13 protein-coding genes and 1 tRNA gene are annotated in these 14,013 nt (G+C 62.0%); 10 read left to right on the forward strand and 4 right to left on the reverse strand.

Features of this window, described 5'->3' with window-relative positions; translation table 11 throughout:
• Nucleotides 1–134: 134 nt before the first annotated feature.
• Nucleotides 135–1,796: an OFA family MFS transporter gene (locus tag DMX11_RS12295; protein ID WP_110744774.1), complete on the reverse strand. Its 1,662-nt coding sequence runs from the start codon at nucleotides 1,794–1,796 to the stop codon at nucleotides 135–137.
• A 303-nt stretch (nucleotides 1,797–2,099) separates the two neighbouring features.
• Here DMX11_RS12295 and DMX11_RS12300 point away from each other — a divergent pair, with 303 nt between their 5' ends.
• The 4 genes from DMX11_RS12300 (at nucleotide 2,100) to DMX11_RS12315 (ending at nucleotide 5,845) form a co-directional block, all read left to right on the forward strand.
• Complete coding sequence (locus tag DMX11_RS12300) at nucleotides 2,100–4,346, forward strand: AsmA family protein (protein WP_110744775.1); 2,247 nt, start codon at nucleotides 2,100–2,102, stop codon at nucleotides 4,344–4,346.
• Nucleotides 4,343–5,410 (forward strand): A/G-specific adenine glycosylase, encoded by a 1,068-nt coding sequence (gene mutY, locus DMX11_RS12305; RefSeq protein ID WP_110744776.1) that lies wholly within the window; start codon nucleotides 4,343–4,345, stop codon nucleotides 5,408–5,410. Before DMX11_RS12300 ends, mutY begins: the two co-directional genes overlap by 4 nt.
• Nucleotides 5,407–5,679, forward strand: coding sequence for an oxidative damage protection protein (locus DMX11_RS12310; RefSeq protein ID WP_110744777.1), 273 nt, complete (start codon nucleotides 5,407–5,409; stop codon nucleotides 5,677–5,679). Before mutY ends, DMX11_RS12310 begins: the two co-directional genes overlap by 4 nt.
• A gap of 90 nt (nucleotides 5,680–5,769) precedes the next feature.
• Nucleotides 5,770–5,845: transfer RNA gene (locus DMX11_RS12315), tRNA-Phe, on the forward strand.
• A 153-nt stretch (nucleotides 5,846–5,998) separates the two neighbouring features.
• Here the strand turns inward: DMX11_RS12315 and DMX11_RS12320 are convergent.
• On the reverse strand, nucleotides 5,999–6,226 hold the full coding sequence (locus DMX11_RS12320) for a hypothetical protein (protein ID WP_110744778.1): 228 nt from the start codon (nucleotides 6,224–6,226) through the stop codon (nucleotides 5,999–6,001).
• A 241-nt stretch (nucleotides 6,227–6,467) separates the two neighbouring features.
• On the opposite strand from DMX11_RS12320, the gene DMX11_RS12325 reads away from it, so the two are divergent.
• Nucleotides 6,468–6,914, forward strand: coding sequence for a hypothetical protein (locus DMX11_RS12325; RefSeq protein WP_110744779.1), 447 nt, complete (start codon nucleotides 6,468–6,470; stop codon nucleotides 6,912–6,914).
• Nucleotides 6,915–7,025: 111 nt separating this feature from the next.
• Here DMX11_RS12325 and gabP read toward each other — a convergent pair whose 3' ends face one another.
• Nucleotides 7,026–8,411 (reverse strand): GABA permease, encoded by a 1,386-nt coding sequence (gene gabP / locus DMX11_RS12330; RefSeq protein ID WP_110744852.1) that lies wholly within the window; start codon nucleotides 8,409–8,411, stop codon nucleotides 7,026–7,028.
• Nucleotides 8,412–9,049: 638 nt separating this feature from the next.
• On the opposite strand from gabP, the gene DMX11_RS12340 reads away from it, so the two are divergent.
• The 5 genes from DMX11_RS12340 to DMX11_RS12360 all read left to right on the forward strand — a co-directional run bounded on the left by DMX11_RS12340 (nucleotide 9,050) and on the right by DMX11_RS12360 (nucleotide 13,294).
• Nucleotides 9,050–9,823: an ABC transporter ATP-binding protein gene (locus DMX11_RS12340; RefSeq protein WP_003255746.1), complete on the forward strand. Its 774-nt coding sequence runs from the start codon at nucleotides 9,050–9,052 to the stop codon at nucleotides 9,821–9,823.
• 11 nt (nucleotides 9,824–9,834) lie between these two features.
• Complete coding sequence (locus DMX11_RS12345; RefSeq protein WP_110744780.1) at nucleotides 9,835–10,587, forward strand: ABC transporter substrate-binding protein; 753 nt, start codon at nucleotides 9,835–9,837, stop codon at nucleotides 10,585–10,587.
• A 54-nt stretch (nucleotides 10,588–10,641) separates the two neighbouring features.
• Nucleotides 10,642–11,337, forward strand: coding sequence for an ABC transporter permease (locus DMX11_RS12350; protein WP_110744781.1), 696 nt, complete (start codon nucleotides 10,642–10,644; stop codon nucleotides 11,335–11,337).
• Entirely contained in the window at nucleotides 11,334–12,023 is a 690-nt protein-coding gene (locus DMX11_RS12355) for an ABC transporter permease (protein ID WP_016497592.1), read from the forward strand. Before DMX11_RS12350 ends, DMX11_RS12355 begins: the two co-directional genes overlap by 4 nt.
• Before the next feature lie 65 nt (nucleotides 12,024–12,088).
• Nucleotides 12,089–13,294 (forward strand): methyltransferase, encoded by a 1,206-nt coding sequence (locus DMX11_RS12360; RefSeq protein ID WP_110744782.1) that lies wholly within the window; start codon nucleotides 12,089–12,091, stop codon nucleotides 13,292–13,294.
• 354 nt (nucleotides 13,295–13,648) lie between these two features.
• Here DMX11_RS12360 and DMX11_RS12370 read toward each other — a convergent pair whose 3' ends face one another.
• The gene (locus DMX11_RS12370) at nucleotides 13,649–13,939 is read right to left on the reverse strand and encodes a DUF3077 domain-containing protein (protein ID WP_110744784.1); all 291 of its coding nucleotides are present in this window, start codon (nucleotides 13,937–13,939) and stop codon (nucleotides 13,649–13,651) included.
• Between the last annotated feature and the right edge of the window lie 74 nt (nucleotides 13,940–14,013).

Here is a 14,013-nt window from a genome sequence, read left to right on the forward strand (position 1 = left end):
GAGGAATTACGCGGGCTGGATGCTGCTACAGGTCTATACAACCGCGTGATTGAGGCAGGCGCTCACCTGTGAAGGTGACCTGGTGTCACGAACGGGGGCGCAAAGCGCCCCCAATGGGCCATTCCAGGATTACATCAATGGAACAGCACTGCCGTCTTCTGCAGGGTGATCCACACCCCCCAGGCCAACGGCACGACCACCACCGCCCAGGCCAGCAGCACCAGCGGCAGGCTGCCCGGCGCGGCTTTCCATTCCAGCGAGCGCGCCCCATCGGCGCCCTTGTCATGGCTCAGCGCCCGCTCGGCCGCCAGTTCGGCATCGCTCATGAAATGCTTGTCGGCCACCGGCCGCACCAGCATGTTGCAGATAAAGCCCAGCACCAGCAGGCCAGCAAGGATGTACAGGGTCATGTCGTAAGCCGCTGCCCGCTCCACCCCTGCTGCCAACTGAGACTCGCGCAGGTAAGTGATCAACACCGGCCCCAGCACCCCCGCCGCTGCCCAGGCAGTCAGCAGGCGACCGTGAATGGCACCGACCATCTGCGTACCGAACAGGTCAGCCAGATACGCCGGCACGGTCGCGAAACCGCCGCCATACATCGACAGAATGATGCAGAACGCCGCCACGAACAGTGCCACGTTACCCAGGTGCCCCATGTTCGGCACCAGGCTGTAAAGGCCAACGCCCAAGGCGAAGAAGGCGAAGTAGGTGTTCTTGCGGCCGATGTAATCCGAGAACGACGCCCAGAAGAACCGCCCACCGATGTTGAACAGGCTCAGCAGGCCGGTGAAGCCGGCGGCGATCGCGGCAATCTGCGCCAGCTGGGCAGCATTCAGCTGGCTGAAGGTCAGTTCGTTGCCCAGTAGCTTGCCGGCAAACACCTCCTGCAGCAGCGGCGACGCCATGCCGAGAATGCCGATGCCGGCCGACACGTTCAGGCACAGCACCAACCAGATCAGCGCAAACTGCGGGGTTTTCCACGCCACGCTGACGTGCACATGGCGGTCGGTGACCATGGTGTTGCCGACTTTTTTCAGCGGGGCGGTCCAGCCTTCAGGCTTCCAGCCGGTCGGCGGTACGCGGTAGGCCAGAGCGCCGGCAGTCATGAACACGAAGTAAATCGCCGCCATGGCGACGAAGCTCTGCCACACGCCGACTTCGTGCGCGTTGCCAAAGTGCCCCATGAGCGCGGTCGCCAGCGGTGCACCCACCATGGCGCCGCCACCGAAGCCCATGATCGCCATGCCGGTGGCCATGCCACGTTTGTCCGGGAACCACTTGATCAGGGTCGACACTGGCGAGATATAGCCCAGGCCCAGCCCGATCCCGCCGATCACCCCAGAGCCCAGCCACATCAGCCACAGCTGGTGGGTTTTGACGCCAACCGCGGAAATCAGCATGCCGCCACACCAGCAGAGGGCCGACACCAGGCCGGCCTTGCGCGGGCCGGCGTGCTCCAGCCAGCCGCCCAGCACGGCTGCCGAGCAGCCAAGGAAGACGAAGAACAAGGTGTAGATCCAGCTCAGCATGGAGATCGGCCAGTCGCACTCGGCGCTGAACATACGGGCCATGAAGCCCATGTCTGCGGCACAGGCGACCGGGGCGGTGATGCCCAGGGCTTGCGACAAAGGTAGCCAGAACACCGAAAAACCATAGGCCATGCCGATGCACAGGTGAATGGCCAGGGCGGCTGGCGGGACCAGCCAGCGATTGAAGCCCGGACGGGCGATGATGCGCTCCTTCGACAGGAAGCCTGGCGCACTGGCCAGGGTGCCCGTCGCGACGGTACTGCTCATGGGTGTGATCCTTTTTATAGGGAGGTGCAGGCAAAGCGGCGCAAGGGTAGCAGCATCATGTAGCGTGAAAGCAATCTGATATCGTTAATTTTGGCTTGGCTGAAACGGTCCTGTTGCCTGTACTGGCCCCTAGCGCCCATACACCAAAACATTCGGAACAAGCCAAATCATGGCTGTCGAAAGCCGTAGCATCTGTTTCAAACGTAGGAAATGGCCTGTATCTCTAGTCGTATAAGCAGGCACAACCGCTGCGGCGTTATACTCTGCCGCCTGAATTCACTAACGGACTACAAGGACTCGCCCATGAAAGCGTTCGGCAAAATCCTGGGGCTGGGGCTTCTCGGGTTGCTGCTGATCATCGTGGCGCTGGGCTTCGCCCTGACCCACCTCTTCGATCCCAACGACTATAAAGACGAGATTCGCCAGCTGGCGCGCGACAAGGCACACGTCGAGCTGACCCTCAACGGCGACATCGGCTGGAGCCTGTTCCCGTGGCTGGGCCTGGAGCTGCACGAAGCCAGCATCGCCACCTTGACCAAACCCAAGGAGCCGTTCGCCGACCTGCAGATGCTCGGCCTTTCGGTACGCGTACTGCCGCTGCTGCGCCGCGAAGTACAGATGAGCGACGTGCGCGTCGAGGGCCTGAACCTGACCCTGGCACGTGACGAACAGGGCCATGGCAACTGGGAAGACATCGGCAAGCCGCTGCCCGCGCAGAGCGCTGGCACCGCCGACGCACCAGCCCAGGCACCTGCCGAGCAGAAGCCAGCCAGCGCCGATGGCAGCGACCGCGCCGTCAAGCTGGACATCGACAGCCTGACCGTGAACAACGCCCGCGTGCAGTACACCGATGCCAAGACCGGCCAGAGCTACAGCGCCGAAAGCATCCAGCTCAGCACCGGCCCGGTTCACGAAGGCGCCAACATCCCGCTCAAGGCCAGCGCCTTCATCAGCGCCAGCCAGCCGAATATCAAGGCCCGCACCGAGCTGGCCGGCGAACTGCGCTTCGACCGCAAGCTCAAGCGCTACAACTTCGAAGACATGCGCCTGTCGGGCGAAACTTCGGGTGAGCCAACCGGCGGCAAGACCGTGACCTTCGCTGCCCAAGGCCAGTTGCTGGTCGACCTGGGCGCCAATGTCGCCTCGTGGAACGGCCTGAAAGTCTCGGCCAACCAGTTGCGCGCGCTCGGCGAGCTGAACCTGCGTGACCTGGACAAGGCGCCCCAGCTGAGCGGCGGCCTGTCCATCGCCCAGTTCAACCTGCGCACCTTCCTCGACAGCATCGGGCGCCCACTGCCGGCCACCAACGACCCAGCGGCCTTCGCCAGACTGGAGCTGGTCACCCGCCTGCAAGGTACGCCGAACAGCCTGGCGCTGGAGGACCTGGCGGTGAAGCTGGACGACAGCACTTTCAGTGGTCGCGTGGCGGTCGAAGACGTTGCCAAGCAGGCTTTGCGCCTGCAGCTTAAAGGCGACACCTTCGACGCCGACCGCTATCTGCCGGCCAAGAGCGAAGAGGCCAAGGGCGCCACCGCTGCGCGCCAGGCCGAGGTCCAGCAACAGGAAGCCAGTGCGGTGGCCGGTGCCGGCAACTCGCCGCTGCCCAACGCCCCGACCCAAGTGGCCTGGAGCGACGACAAGCTGCTGCCGGTCGACCGCCTGCGCGCCCTCGACCTGCAGGCCGACCTGGCCTTCGGCGCGTTGACCGTGGACAAATTGCCGATCGAAGGTGCCCAGCTCAAGGCCGTGGGCCAGGGCGGCCTGTTGACCCTGCAAACCCTGCGCGGCGAGCTGTACAACGGCACCTTCGAAGCCAAGGGCACCGTGGACGTGCGCCCTGCCGTGCCGCAACTGGGGGTGAACACCAACATCCAGCGCGTGCCGGTTGAGCACTTCATCAAGACCGAAGGCAAGGAGCAGACACCACCGGTCAAGGGCCTGCTGACCCTGACCAGTGATCTGACAGCCACCGGCAACAGCCAGAAGGCACTGGTCGACACCCTGAACGGCAGCGCAAACTTCACCATCAACGATGGCGTGCTGGTCAACGCCAACCTCGAGCAACAGCTTTGCCAGGCCATTGCCACACTCAACCGCAAGGCCCTGAGCGGCGAACCACGCGGCAAGGACACACCGTTCCAGGAGCTGCGCGGCAGCCTGGTGGTACGCAACGGCGTCGCCAGCAACCCGGACCTCAAAGTGCGTATCCCGGGCCTGACCGTCAACGGCCATGGCGACCTCGACCTGCGTGTGCTGGGCATGGACTACAACATCGGCGTAATCGTCGAAGGCGACCAGCGCGCCATGCCGGACCCGGCCTGCCAGGTCAACGAACGCTTCGCCGGCGTCGAAGTGCCACTGCGCTGCCGCGGCCCACTGGAGCTGGGCGCCAAGGCCTGCCGCCTGGACCAGAGCGGCATGGGCAAGGTAGCAGCGAAACTGGCCGGCAACCGCCTGAAAGACAAGATCGACGAAAAGCTCGATGAAAAACTTGGAGACAAAGTGAGCCCGGAAGTAAAAGACGCACTCAAGGGGCTGTTCAAGCGATGAGCCCCGAGCAGTTCTCCAGCGCTGTGCTGGACTGGTATGACGAGCACGGCCGGCATGACCTGCCCTGGCAACAGGGCATCACCCCGTACCGGGTGTGGGTGTCGGAAATCATGTTGCAGCAGACCCAGGTCAGCACTGTGCTCAATTACTTCGACCGTTTCATGCAGGCCCTGCCGACCGTGCAGGCGCTGGCCGAAGCGCCGGAGGACGAAGTGCTGCACCTGTGGACGGGCCTGGGCTACTACACCCGCGCCCGCAACCTGCAAAAGGCCGCCAAGATCGTGGTCGCACAACATGGTGGCGAGTTCCCCCGCAGTGTCGAGCAGCTCACCGAGCTGCCTGGCATTGGCCGCTCCACCGCCGGCGCCATCGCCAGCATCAGCATGGGCATCCGCGCACCGATCCTGGACGGCAACGTCAAGCGCGTGCTGGCTCGCTACACGGCCCAGGCCGGCTACCCCGGCGAGCCCAAGGTGGCCAACCAGCTGTGGGCTACGGCCGAGCGTTTTACCCCGCAACAGCGCGCCAACCACTACACCCAGGCCATGATGGACATGGGCGCCACGCTGTGCACCCGCAGCAAGCCCAGTTGCCTGATCTGCCCATTGCAGCGTGGCTGCGAGGCCCACCTGCACGGCGAAGAAACCCGCTACCCCGAGCCCAAGCCGCGCAAGGCGCTGCCGCAACGGCGCACATTGATGCCACTGCTGGCCAACCACGACGGTGCCATCCTGCTTTATCGACGCCCCTCCAGCGGCCTTTGGGGGGGCTTGTGGAGCCTGCCGGAACTGGACGACATCGCCCAGCTCGACGACTTGGCCTACCAGCACGGCCTGCGCCTGGCTGGCAGCCGCGCCATGGACGGCCTGACCCATACCTTCAGCCACTTCCAGCTGGCGATCGAGCCCTGGCTGGTGCGCGTCGACCCCCTTGGCGAGCACGTGACCGAGGCCGACTGGCTCTGGTATAACCTCGCCACCCCGCCGCGCCTGGGCCTTGCTGCCCCGGTGAAAAAGCTGCTCAAACGCGCGGCCGACGAACTGACCGCAGGAGACGCCCGATGACCCGCACCGTGATGTGCCGCAAATACAAAGAAGAACTGCCAGGCCTGGAGCGCCCGCCCTACCCCGGCGCCAAGGGCCAGGACATCTTCGACCACATCTCGCAGAAGGCCTGGGCCGACTGGCAGAAGCACCAGACCATGCTGATCAACGAAAAGCGCCTGAACATGATGAATGCAGAGGACCGCAAATTCCTGCAGGCCGAGATGGACAAGTTCTTCGCTGGCGAAGAGTACGCGCAGGCGGAAGGCTACGTTCCCCCGTCGGAATGACCCTACGGAACGTAAGCGACGGAATTAATTTAAAATTTTTTCAAAAAGTCGTTGACGGACCGTCAGAAAATCTATTTAATTCACCTCGTCGCCCAGATAGCTCAGTCGGTAGAGCAGAGGATTGAAAATCCTCGTGTCGGCGGTTCGACTCCGTCTCTGGGCACCACCTTCAAGCTTCTGGTGGTTGCAAAGTTACCCGAAGCGACAACAAGAAACCCGCCTAGTGCGGGTTTTTTGTTGTCTGTGATTTTTGACCTCAGGCGGTTTGGAAGAACGAAATCGAGAAACCCGCAGCCATACGCAGACTGCGGGTCGAGCCTTACTCGTCCGACATGGAACGAAGATGCTCGAATGCGTCCTCGGTCATGTGCCCCAGGTAAGAAACGCTGTGTAGCTGGAACTCGCCGTGTGCCTTGCTTTTTTCGATAATTGCGGCGATGTCAGCCTTGGTGATCCGCTGCTCGTCGCAACCGGCGAAACCGGTTGGGTAGTAAACATTGCCGTCAGCCCTATAGCCGTAAAGGGTTATCAGGTAAAAGTACTTCATGGCTGCTCCTTTGTAGCGCAAACGTGCGCACCCTTCACAAACGCCGAATTGGCGCAGTGACAAACTGCCTGCCAACATGGCGGGCAGCGGGAGACAAGCTACGCAGGGCCTACGGTCAGCATAATCGGGATATCTATCCCACAGACCTCTCACCCAACTGCAGCGCACAGGCGCCCTGCTTGGGTTTATCGGGCAATTGCGCTTCAATACGCGCACTTTCAGACACACCCAAGGATTCCCCATGGCCACCCCTACCAAGCAACAGAAACGCGCCAAGCGCGCCGCCAGCAAGGCCAAGCAGAACCGCATGGTACGCAGCGGCCAAGCGGTCAAGGCCAGCGCCGGCGACAGCGCCAGCGTCGAGCAGGTGTACAACAAAGCCATGGAGTCGGGCAGCTACGACGCGATGTTCAACAAAATGAAGGAAGCCCAGGAAAGCGGCGGGCTGGTACCGATGATTTCGGTGTTCCTGGTGGACCCGCTACTGGCCTTGGTGCTCAAGGGGCACAAGGAAGAGCACGCTACCGACTACATCGTGCTGGTGTTCAACGCCTACCGCAAATGGCTGGACGGCGCCGACGAAGAGGCCACCATGGCCTGGCTGGAAAGCGATGAGTTCCAAAATGCCTATATCACCGCTTCCGAGCTGGTGGCCAAGCAGCAGCAACAACAGAAGCAGTTTGGCTAATAGGGCCGGTAACCTGTACCGGCCTCTCGCAGGCCCCACAGGGCCAGTACAGGCAACAAAAAAGGCCGCACCCCTCACAGGGCGCGGCCTTTTCATTTCAGCTAGCGTGGATCAGTTGTCCAGCGCCACCCGCCCGGCAGCTTCGCGCTTGCGGTGCACCAGCAAGCCAGCCGCTACCACACCAATGCTCAGCAACGCAGTCGCGATGATCTCCGCACGGTGATCCTCACGCAGCGCCATCACCACCAGAATGGCAACGATGAAGGCAATCGTCGCCCAGGTCAGGCCTGGGAACAGCCACATCTTGAAGGTGATCTTCTCCCCACGCGCCTCACGCTGGGCGCGCATGCGCAGTTGCGATACGGCAATCACCAGGTACACCAGCAGGGCAATGGCGCCGGAGCTGGCCAGCAGGAACTCGAACACCTGGGCCGGGGCCACGAAGTTGGCGAACACGCAAAGGAACGCCGCTGCGGTAGACAGCAGTACCGCCACATGCGGGGTCGCTGCCTTGGTGGTGCGCTGGGCGATGGCCGGCGCGTCGCCACGCTTGCTCAGCGAGAACAGCATGCGCGACGACGTGTAGAGCGCCGAGTTCAAGCAGCTGGTCACGGCAATCAGCACGACGATGTCGACGATCAGCTTGGCATTCGGCACGCCGATACGGCTGAGCACCGTCTGGTAGGAACCGGTTTCGGCCAGAGCCGGGTCGTTCCACGGCACCAGGGCCACGACCAGGAAGATCGACACCAGATAGAACAGGCAAATACGCCAGATCACCGAGTTGGTGGCGCGGCTGATCTGCTTGCCAGGGTCCTTCGACTCGGCAGCAGCGATGGTGACAATTTCGGTACCCATGAACGAGAACATGGTGGTCAGCATCGCGGCCAGCACTGCGCCCAGGCCATTAGGCATGAAGCCCTGGGTGTCGAACAGGTGGCTGGCACCACTCACCTGGCTGCCCGATACAAAGCCGAACATTGCCGCACAACCCACAACGATGAAACCGATGATCGCCAGTACCTTGAGCAGGGCGAACCAGAACTCGAACTCGCCGTAGTTCTTCACGCTGCACAGGTTGGTCAGGGTCAGCGCCAGCGTAATGATGAGGGAGAAGGCCCACAGGTCAACCGCAGGGAACCAGGCATGCAGGATGGCGGCGGCGGCGTTGGCCTCCAGCGGAATCACCAGCACCCAGAACCACCAGTACAGCCAGCCAATGGTGAAGCCGGCCCAGCGCCCGATAGCGCGGTCGGCATAGGTAGAGAACGAACCGGTGTCTGGCGAAGCAACGGCCATTTCACCCAGCATGCGCATTACCAGTACAACCAGCGTACCGGCGGCGGCATAAGCCAGCAGCACGGCCGGGCCGGCAGCTGCGATGGCGTGGCCGGAACCTACGAACAAGCCGGCACCGATGACGCCAGCGATGGATAGCATGGTTACATGCCGTTGTTTGAGCCCCTGAGCGAGGTCATTGGAATTGTTACCGCTCATAAAACTACCTTTGTAAGGAGTGGACCACTCCGACTGCGGGTACGGAGCGCGCATAGGGTTGACCTAGGCATCGCTGCAATCGGCGGTTTCCTACTGGCAATAAGCGCGCCACCTGCTGAATGCATTCGTCAGAAAAATCTGCGGGCCTTTAAGGGCGCGGTTTGGAGGGCTTTCGGCCACACCCTGACCGAAAGGGCGCCAAATCGTCTAATTACTGAAATACCCACTTACAAACGCACCAAAGGTGCTCCTCGGTAACACCCATGCACCACTGCAATGCCAAAAAGTGCAACCTTTAGGTACAACCCTATAGCCTATTGACGCCTCCACAGATCAACCTGCCCTCTGCGAACACGTTTGACCTAAAGGTCGGGTTTACCGCCCGAATGGGCCAAAACCGCTTCCATGAGCGGGCTAAAGCTGGCACCATCGCGCCTTTTTTCATCAAGGCTCTGGTGCTGGGCGAGACCTTCGCGGACATCCGCGCGACGTTACGCTGTAGCGATGCGACAAACTGCCCCACCAGTGCCCACAGTCCCTAGCGACCCTGTTGGCCGCCTAATGCCGCTATGCTAGCTTGGCGCACGCCAGGAAGGCCGCCAACAGCTGGGAACGCACCGAACACATGAGGACCGCACATGGCTCAGGCCACGCCCGCGCTGGAAATCCGCAACCTGCACAAACGCTACGGCGAGCAGGAAATTCTCAAGGGCATTTCGCTGACCGCTCGCGACGGTGACGTGATCTCCATCCTGGGGTCTTCCGGCTCCGGCAAGTCCACCCTGCTGCGTTGCATCAACCTGCTCGAGAACCCACACCAGGGCGAAATCCTGGTTGCCGGCGAAGCCCTCAAGCTCAAAGCTGCCAAAAACGGCGACCTGATCGCCGCCGACAACCGCCAGATCAATCGCCTGCGCAGCGAAATCGGCTTTGTCTTCCAGAACTTCAACCTGTGGCCACACATGTCGATCCTCGACAACATTATCGAGGCGCCACGCCGCGTGCTCGGCCAGAGCAAGGCCGAGGCCATCGAAGCCGCCGAAGCGCTGCTGAACAAGGTTGGCATCTACGACAAACGCCACAGCTACCCTGCCCAGCTTTCCGGTGGCCAGCAACAGCGTGCCGCCATTGCCCGTACCCTGGCCATGAAACCAAAAGTCATTCTGTTCGACGAGCCCACTTCGGCCCTCGATCCGGAAATGGTCCAGGAAGTGCTTAACGTTATCCGCGCATTGGCCGAAGAAGGCCGTACCATGCTTTTGGTCACGCACGAGATGAGCTTTGCCCGCCATGTGTCCAGTGAAGTCGTCTTCCTGCACCAGGGGCTGGTCGAAGAGCAGGGGTCGCCGCAGCAGGTCTTCGAGAACCCGACCTCGGCGCGTTGCAAGCAATTCATGTCAAGCCACCGCTAACGGAGCAATACATGCACACCTACAAGAAGTTTCTCCTGGCAGCTGCTGCCACGCTGGTGATGTCGGCAAACGCCATGGCCGCAGAAAAACTGCGCATGGGCATCGAAGCCGCCTACCCACCGTTCAACAACAAGGATGCCAGCGGTAACGTGGTTGGCTTCGATAAAGACATCGGCGACGCCCTGTGCGCCAAGATGAAAGTCGAGTGCTCGGTCGTTACCTCCGACTGGGACGGCATCATCCCGGCCCTGAACGCCAAGAAGTTCGACTTCCTGGTGTCTTCGCTGTCGATCACCGACGAGCGCAAGCAGGCTGTGGACTTCACCGAGCCGTACTACTCCAACAAGCTGCAGTTCATCGCGCCGAAAAACGTCGACTTCAAGACTGACAAAGCGTCGCTGAAAGGCAAGGTCATCGGCACCCAGCGCGCCACCTTGGCCGGCACCTACCTTGAAGACAACTACCCGGATGTCGACGTCAAACTTTACGACACCCAGGAAAATGCCTACCTCGACCTGGTCTCCGGCCGCATCGACGGCATCCTGGCCGACAAGTACGTGCAGTACGAGTGGCTGAAAAGCAAAGATGGCTCGAACTACGAGTTCAAGGGCGAGCCGGTGATGGACAGCGACAAGATCGGCATTGCCGTGCGCAAAGGTGACACCAAGCTGCGCGACGACCTGAACAAAGCCCTGGCAGAAATCAAAGCCGACGGCACGTACAAGAAGATCAACGACAAGTACTTCCCGTTCAGCATCGAATGACCCGCCCTGACCGGCGCGCCCAAGTGGCGCGCCAGTCCCTAAAATGACCTGCCCATGAATATCGACCTGCACGGATTCGGTCCGGCCATGATGGCCGGCACCCTGATGACCGTAAAACTGGCGCTTTGCGCCTTGCTGCTGGGGCTGGTGCTGGGCCTGCTCGGCGCCCTGGCCAAAACCTCACCGCTCAAGCCCCTGCAATGGCTTGGCGGCTTCTACTCGACCCTGGTTCGCGGCGTGCCCGAACTGCTGTGGGTACTGCTTATTTATTTCGGCACCGTCGGGCTGATGAACAGCCTCGGCGAAGCCCTGAACATGCCCGGCCTGGAACTCAGCGCCTTCGCTGCGGGCGTCATCGCCCTGGGCCTGTGCTTTGGCGCCTACGCCACCGAAGTGTTCCGTGGCGCCATCCTGGCGATCCCCAAGGGCCACCGCGAAGCTGGCCTGGCGCTGGGCCTGTCCAAGGGCCGCATCCTCTCGCGGATCATCCTGCCGCAGATGTGGCGCATCGCCCTGCCTGGCCTTGGCAACCTGTTCATGATCCTGATGAAGGACACCGCCCTGGTGTCGGTGATCGGCCTGGAAGAAATCATGCGACACGCGCAAATCGGCGTGACCGTGACCAAAGAACCGTTCACCTTCTACATGGTTGCGGCCTGCATCTACCTGGGCCTGACCGTCATCGCCATGACCGGCATGTACTTCATGGAAAAACGCGCCGCTCGCGGCTTTGCGAGGGCTGAACAATGAATTGGGAAGTCATCTTCAAATGGCTGCCACGCCTGGCCGAGGGTGCGGTGCTGACCCTGGAGCTGGTAGCCATTGCCGTGGTGGCCGGGTTGATCCTGGCCATCCCGCTGGGCATCGCCCGCTCCTCGCGCCACTGGTACGTGCGCGCCGTGCCGTTCAGCTACATCTTCTTCTTCCGTGGTACGCCGCTGCTGGTGCAGTTGTTCCTGGTCTATTACGGCCTGGCGCAGTTCGATGCGGTGCGCTCCAGCTCGCTGTGGCCGTACCTGCGCGACCCGTTCTGGTGCACGGTGCTGACCATGACCCTGCACACGGCCGCATACATTGCCGAGATCCTGCGCGGCGCACTGCAGTCGATCCCCAAAGGTGAGATCGAAGCGGCGCGGGCGCTGGGCATGTCGCGGGGCAAGGCGCTGTTCTACATCATGCTGCCCCGTGCTGCGCGCATCGGCCTGCCAGCCTACAGCAACGAAGTGATCCTGATGCTCAAGGCCAGTGCACTGGCCAGTACCGTGACCCTGCTGGAACTGACCGGCATGGCCCGTACCATCATTGCCCGGACCTACCTGCCGGTGGAAATCTTCTTTGCCGCAGGCGTGTTCTACCTGGTGATCTCCTTCTTGCTGGTGCAGGGCTTCAAGCTGCTGGAGCGCTGGCTGCGCGTGGATGCCTGCCAGGGGCGCTGACATCTCCTGGCCTTCTTCGCGGGCGTGCCCGCGAAGAGGCCCTAAAAACCAACACACCTCTACCCATGCCCAACCACCTCCACAGCCACCACCTAAGCACCCGCTTCAAGGCCCTCGACCAGTTCCTGATCGAGCACCAACCGCTGTGGAAACCCCGCCCCTTCACCACCCTGCCACTGGCCTGGGAGGCCACCCACCCAGAGCTGGCCGCCCACCTGCGCCAATGTTCACTGGCAGACGCCGAAGCCGACAGCGCCACTGACCGCTTGCCAGCCCCATTCCCGCAATTGGCCGAGCAAGCCCGACAGCTCGCCACGCTCGGCAGCCTTCCGCAAACCGACCTGCCACCTGCCGCCCACCGCCTGGACGTCGCTGTGCCCGGCCGCAAATGGCAGCAGATCGAAGCCTTCGCCAGCCACCTGGCCTTCCGCGAGCAGCCCCGGCACTGGCTGGACTGGTGCTCTGGCAAGGGCCACCTTGGCCGTCGCCTGCTGCAACCCGGGCAGCAACTGACCTGCCTGGAGTACGACGCCGAACTGGTCGGTGCCGGTCAGGCCCTGAGCGCACACCACCACTTGCCCGCACAGCACGTACATCAGGATGTGATGGCCAGCGACAGCGCCCGCCACCTCGCTGGCGACACAAGCGTGGTTGCCCTGCATGCCTGTGGCGACCTGCATGTCCGCCTGATGCAGCTGGCCAGCCAGCAAGGTTGCAGACAATTGGCCGTAGCGCCCTGCTGCTACAACCGCATCGCCGCGCAGCAATACCAGGCGTTATCCACAGCCGCGCAGGCGTCCAGCCTGCAGCTGTCGCTGGACGACCTGGGCCTGCCCCTGAGCGAAACCGTCACTGCCGGCGCCCGCGTGCGGCGCCAGCGCGACACCTCGATGGCCCGCCGCCTGGGCTTCGACCTGCTGCAACGCCAGCAGCGCCAAACCAACGAATACCTGCCAACGCCATCGCTGCCGGTAGCCTGGCTGGAAAAGCCCTTCGAGCAGTACTGTCGCGACCTGGTCGATCTCAAACAAATACCCTTGACCGGCAACCCGGACTGGACCGCCCTGGAAGCCGCCGGCTGGCAGCGCCTGGCCGAGGTTCGCAACCTGGAGCGGGTGCGCAACCTGTTCCGCCGGCCGCTGGAGTTGTGGCTGGTGCTGGATCGCGCCCTGTTCCTCGAAGAACAAGGCTATGACGTACGCCTAGGCCTTTTTTGCGATTATCCACTGACCCCCCGCAACCTGTTGATACTCGCGGAACGTGACCGTTAGCCGCAGCACAACCTGTGGATAAGTCTGTGAACAAGCTTGTGATTACCTGTTGGATCCAAGGGCTATTTCAAACGCTTGGCTTATTCCCGCTTGCTGCTACAGGCCAGTAAAAACAGGCATTTGCGCAAAGACCAGCGGCGTAGCGATGCGGCATGCCTTTCGCGCAAGTCGCCGATGCCACTTGTGCATAAACATTTCTTGTGGTTAGCGCAAGCGGCTTTTGTGGGAGTGGCCTTGCGTCGCGAATGGGCTGCAAAGCAGCCCCGGCGATTTCAGAGATTGTGCCGAAAACGGGGGCCGCTTTGCGGCCCTTTCGCGACGCAAGGCCGCTCCCACAAATGACCGCGTCAATGCCTAATGCGCCTTGCCCTTGGCAATCTCGATATCGTTCATCAGCGCCTTGGCCATGTCGCACAGGTAATCGGCAGCCCCCAGGAATTTATGGTCGTCCTCCATATCGCCCTCGCGCACCAGATGCTTGATGTAGCCCATCAGGATCGAGACATGCTCGTAGGCAGCGTCCACCGGGACGCCGGGTTGAACGCGAAGCAGATTTAGGGATGGGTTACCGGCTGCGAGGAAGGTTTCCACGCCTGCGGTGGTGACTGGTTGGGGGCTGTTGGGATCAGAAATGATCGTTTTCACTTTTCAAACTCCTAGTTCAAAAGGAGTTGCCGTGTTCATTCTTTCTCACGGAACAAAGGCGGCAACCGTGCACG

Origin of the sequence: Pseudomonas sp. LB-090624, from assembly GCF_003205205.1 — a bacterium.
Classification (GTDB): domain Bacteria; phylum Pseudomonadota; class Gammaproteobacteria; order Pseudomonadales; family Pseudomonadaceae; genus Aquipseudomonas.

What these genes read in the sequence shown, in the direction of transcription:
- DMX11_RS12295 (WP_110744774.1), bottom strand. Translation starts at nt 1,796, where the DNA reads ATGAGCAGTACCGTCGCGACGGGCACCCTGGCCAGTGCGCCAGGCTTC.
- DMX11_RS12300 (WP_110744775.1), top strand. Translation starts at nt 2,100, where the DNA reads ATGAAAGCGTTCGGCAAAATCCTGGGGCTGGGGCTTCTCGGGTTGCTG.
- mutY (WP_110744776.1), top strand. Translation starts at nt 4,343, where the DNA reads ATGAGCCCCGAGCAGTTCTCCAGCGCTGTGCTGGACTGGTATGACGAG.
- DMX11_RS12310 (WP_110744777.1), top strand. Translation starts at nt 5,407, where the DNA reads ATGACCCGCACCGTGATGTGCCGCAAATACAAAGAAGAACTGCCAGGC.
- DMX11_RS12320 (WP_110744778.1), bottom strand. Translation starts at nt 6,226, where the DNA reads ATGAAGTACTTTTACCTGATAACCCTTTACGGCTATAGGGCTGACGGC.
- DMX11_RS12325 (WP_110744779.1), top strand. Translation starts at nt 6,468, where the DNA reads ATGGCCACCCCTACCAAGCAACAGAAACGCGCCAAGCGCGCCGCCAGC.
- gabP (WP_110744852.1), bottom strand. Translation starts at nt 8,411, where the DNA reads ATGAGCGGTAACAATTCCAATGACCTCGCTCAGGGGCTCAAACAACGG.
- DMX11_RS12340 (WP_003255746.1), top strand. Translation starts at nt 9,050, where the DNA reads ATGGCTCAGGCCACGCCCGCGCTGGAAATCCGCAACCTGCACAAACGC.
- DMX11_RS12345 (WP_110744780.1), top strand. Translation starts at nt 9,835, where the DNA reads ATGCACACCTACAAGAAGTTTCTCCTGGCAGCTGCTGCCACGCTGGTG.
- DMX11_RS12350 (WP_110744781.1), top strand. Translation starts at nt 10,642, where the DNA reads ATGAATATCGACCTGCACGGATTCGGTCCGGCCATGATGGCCGGCACC.
- DMX11_RS12355 (WP_016497592.1), top strand. Translation starts at nt 11,334, where the DNA reads ATGAATTGGGAAGTCATCTTCAAATGGCTGCCACGCCTGGCCGAGGGT.
- DMX11_RS12360 (WP_110744782.1), top strand. Translation starts at nt 12,089, where the DNA reads ATGCCCAACCACCTCCACAGCCACCACCTAAGCACCCGCTTCAAGGCC.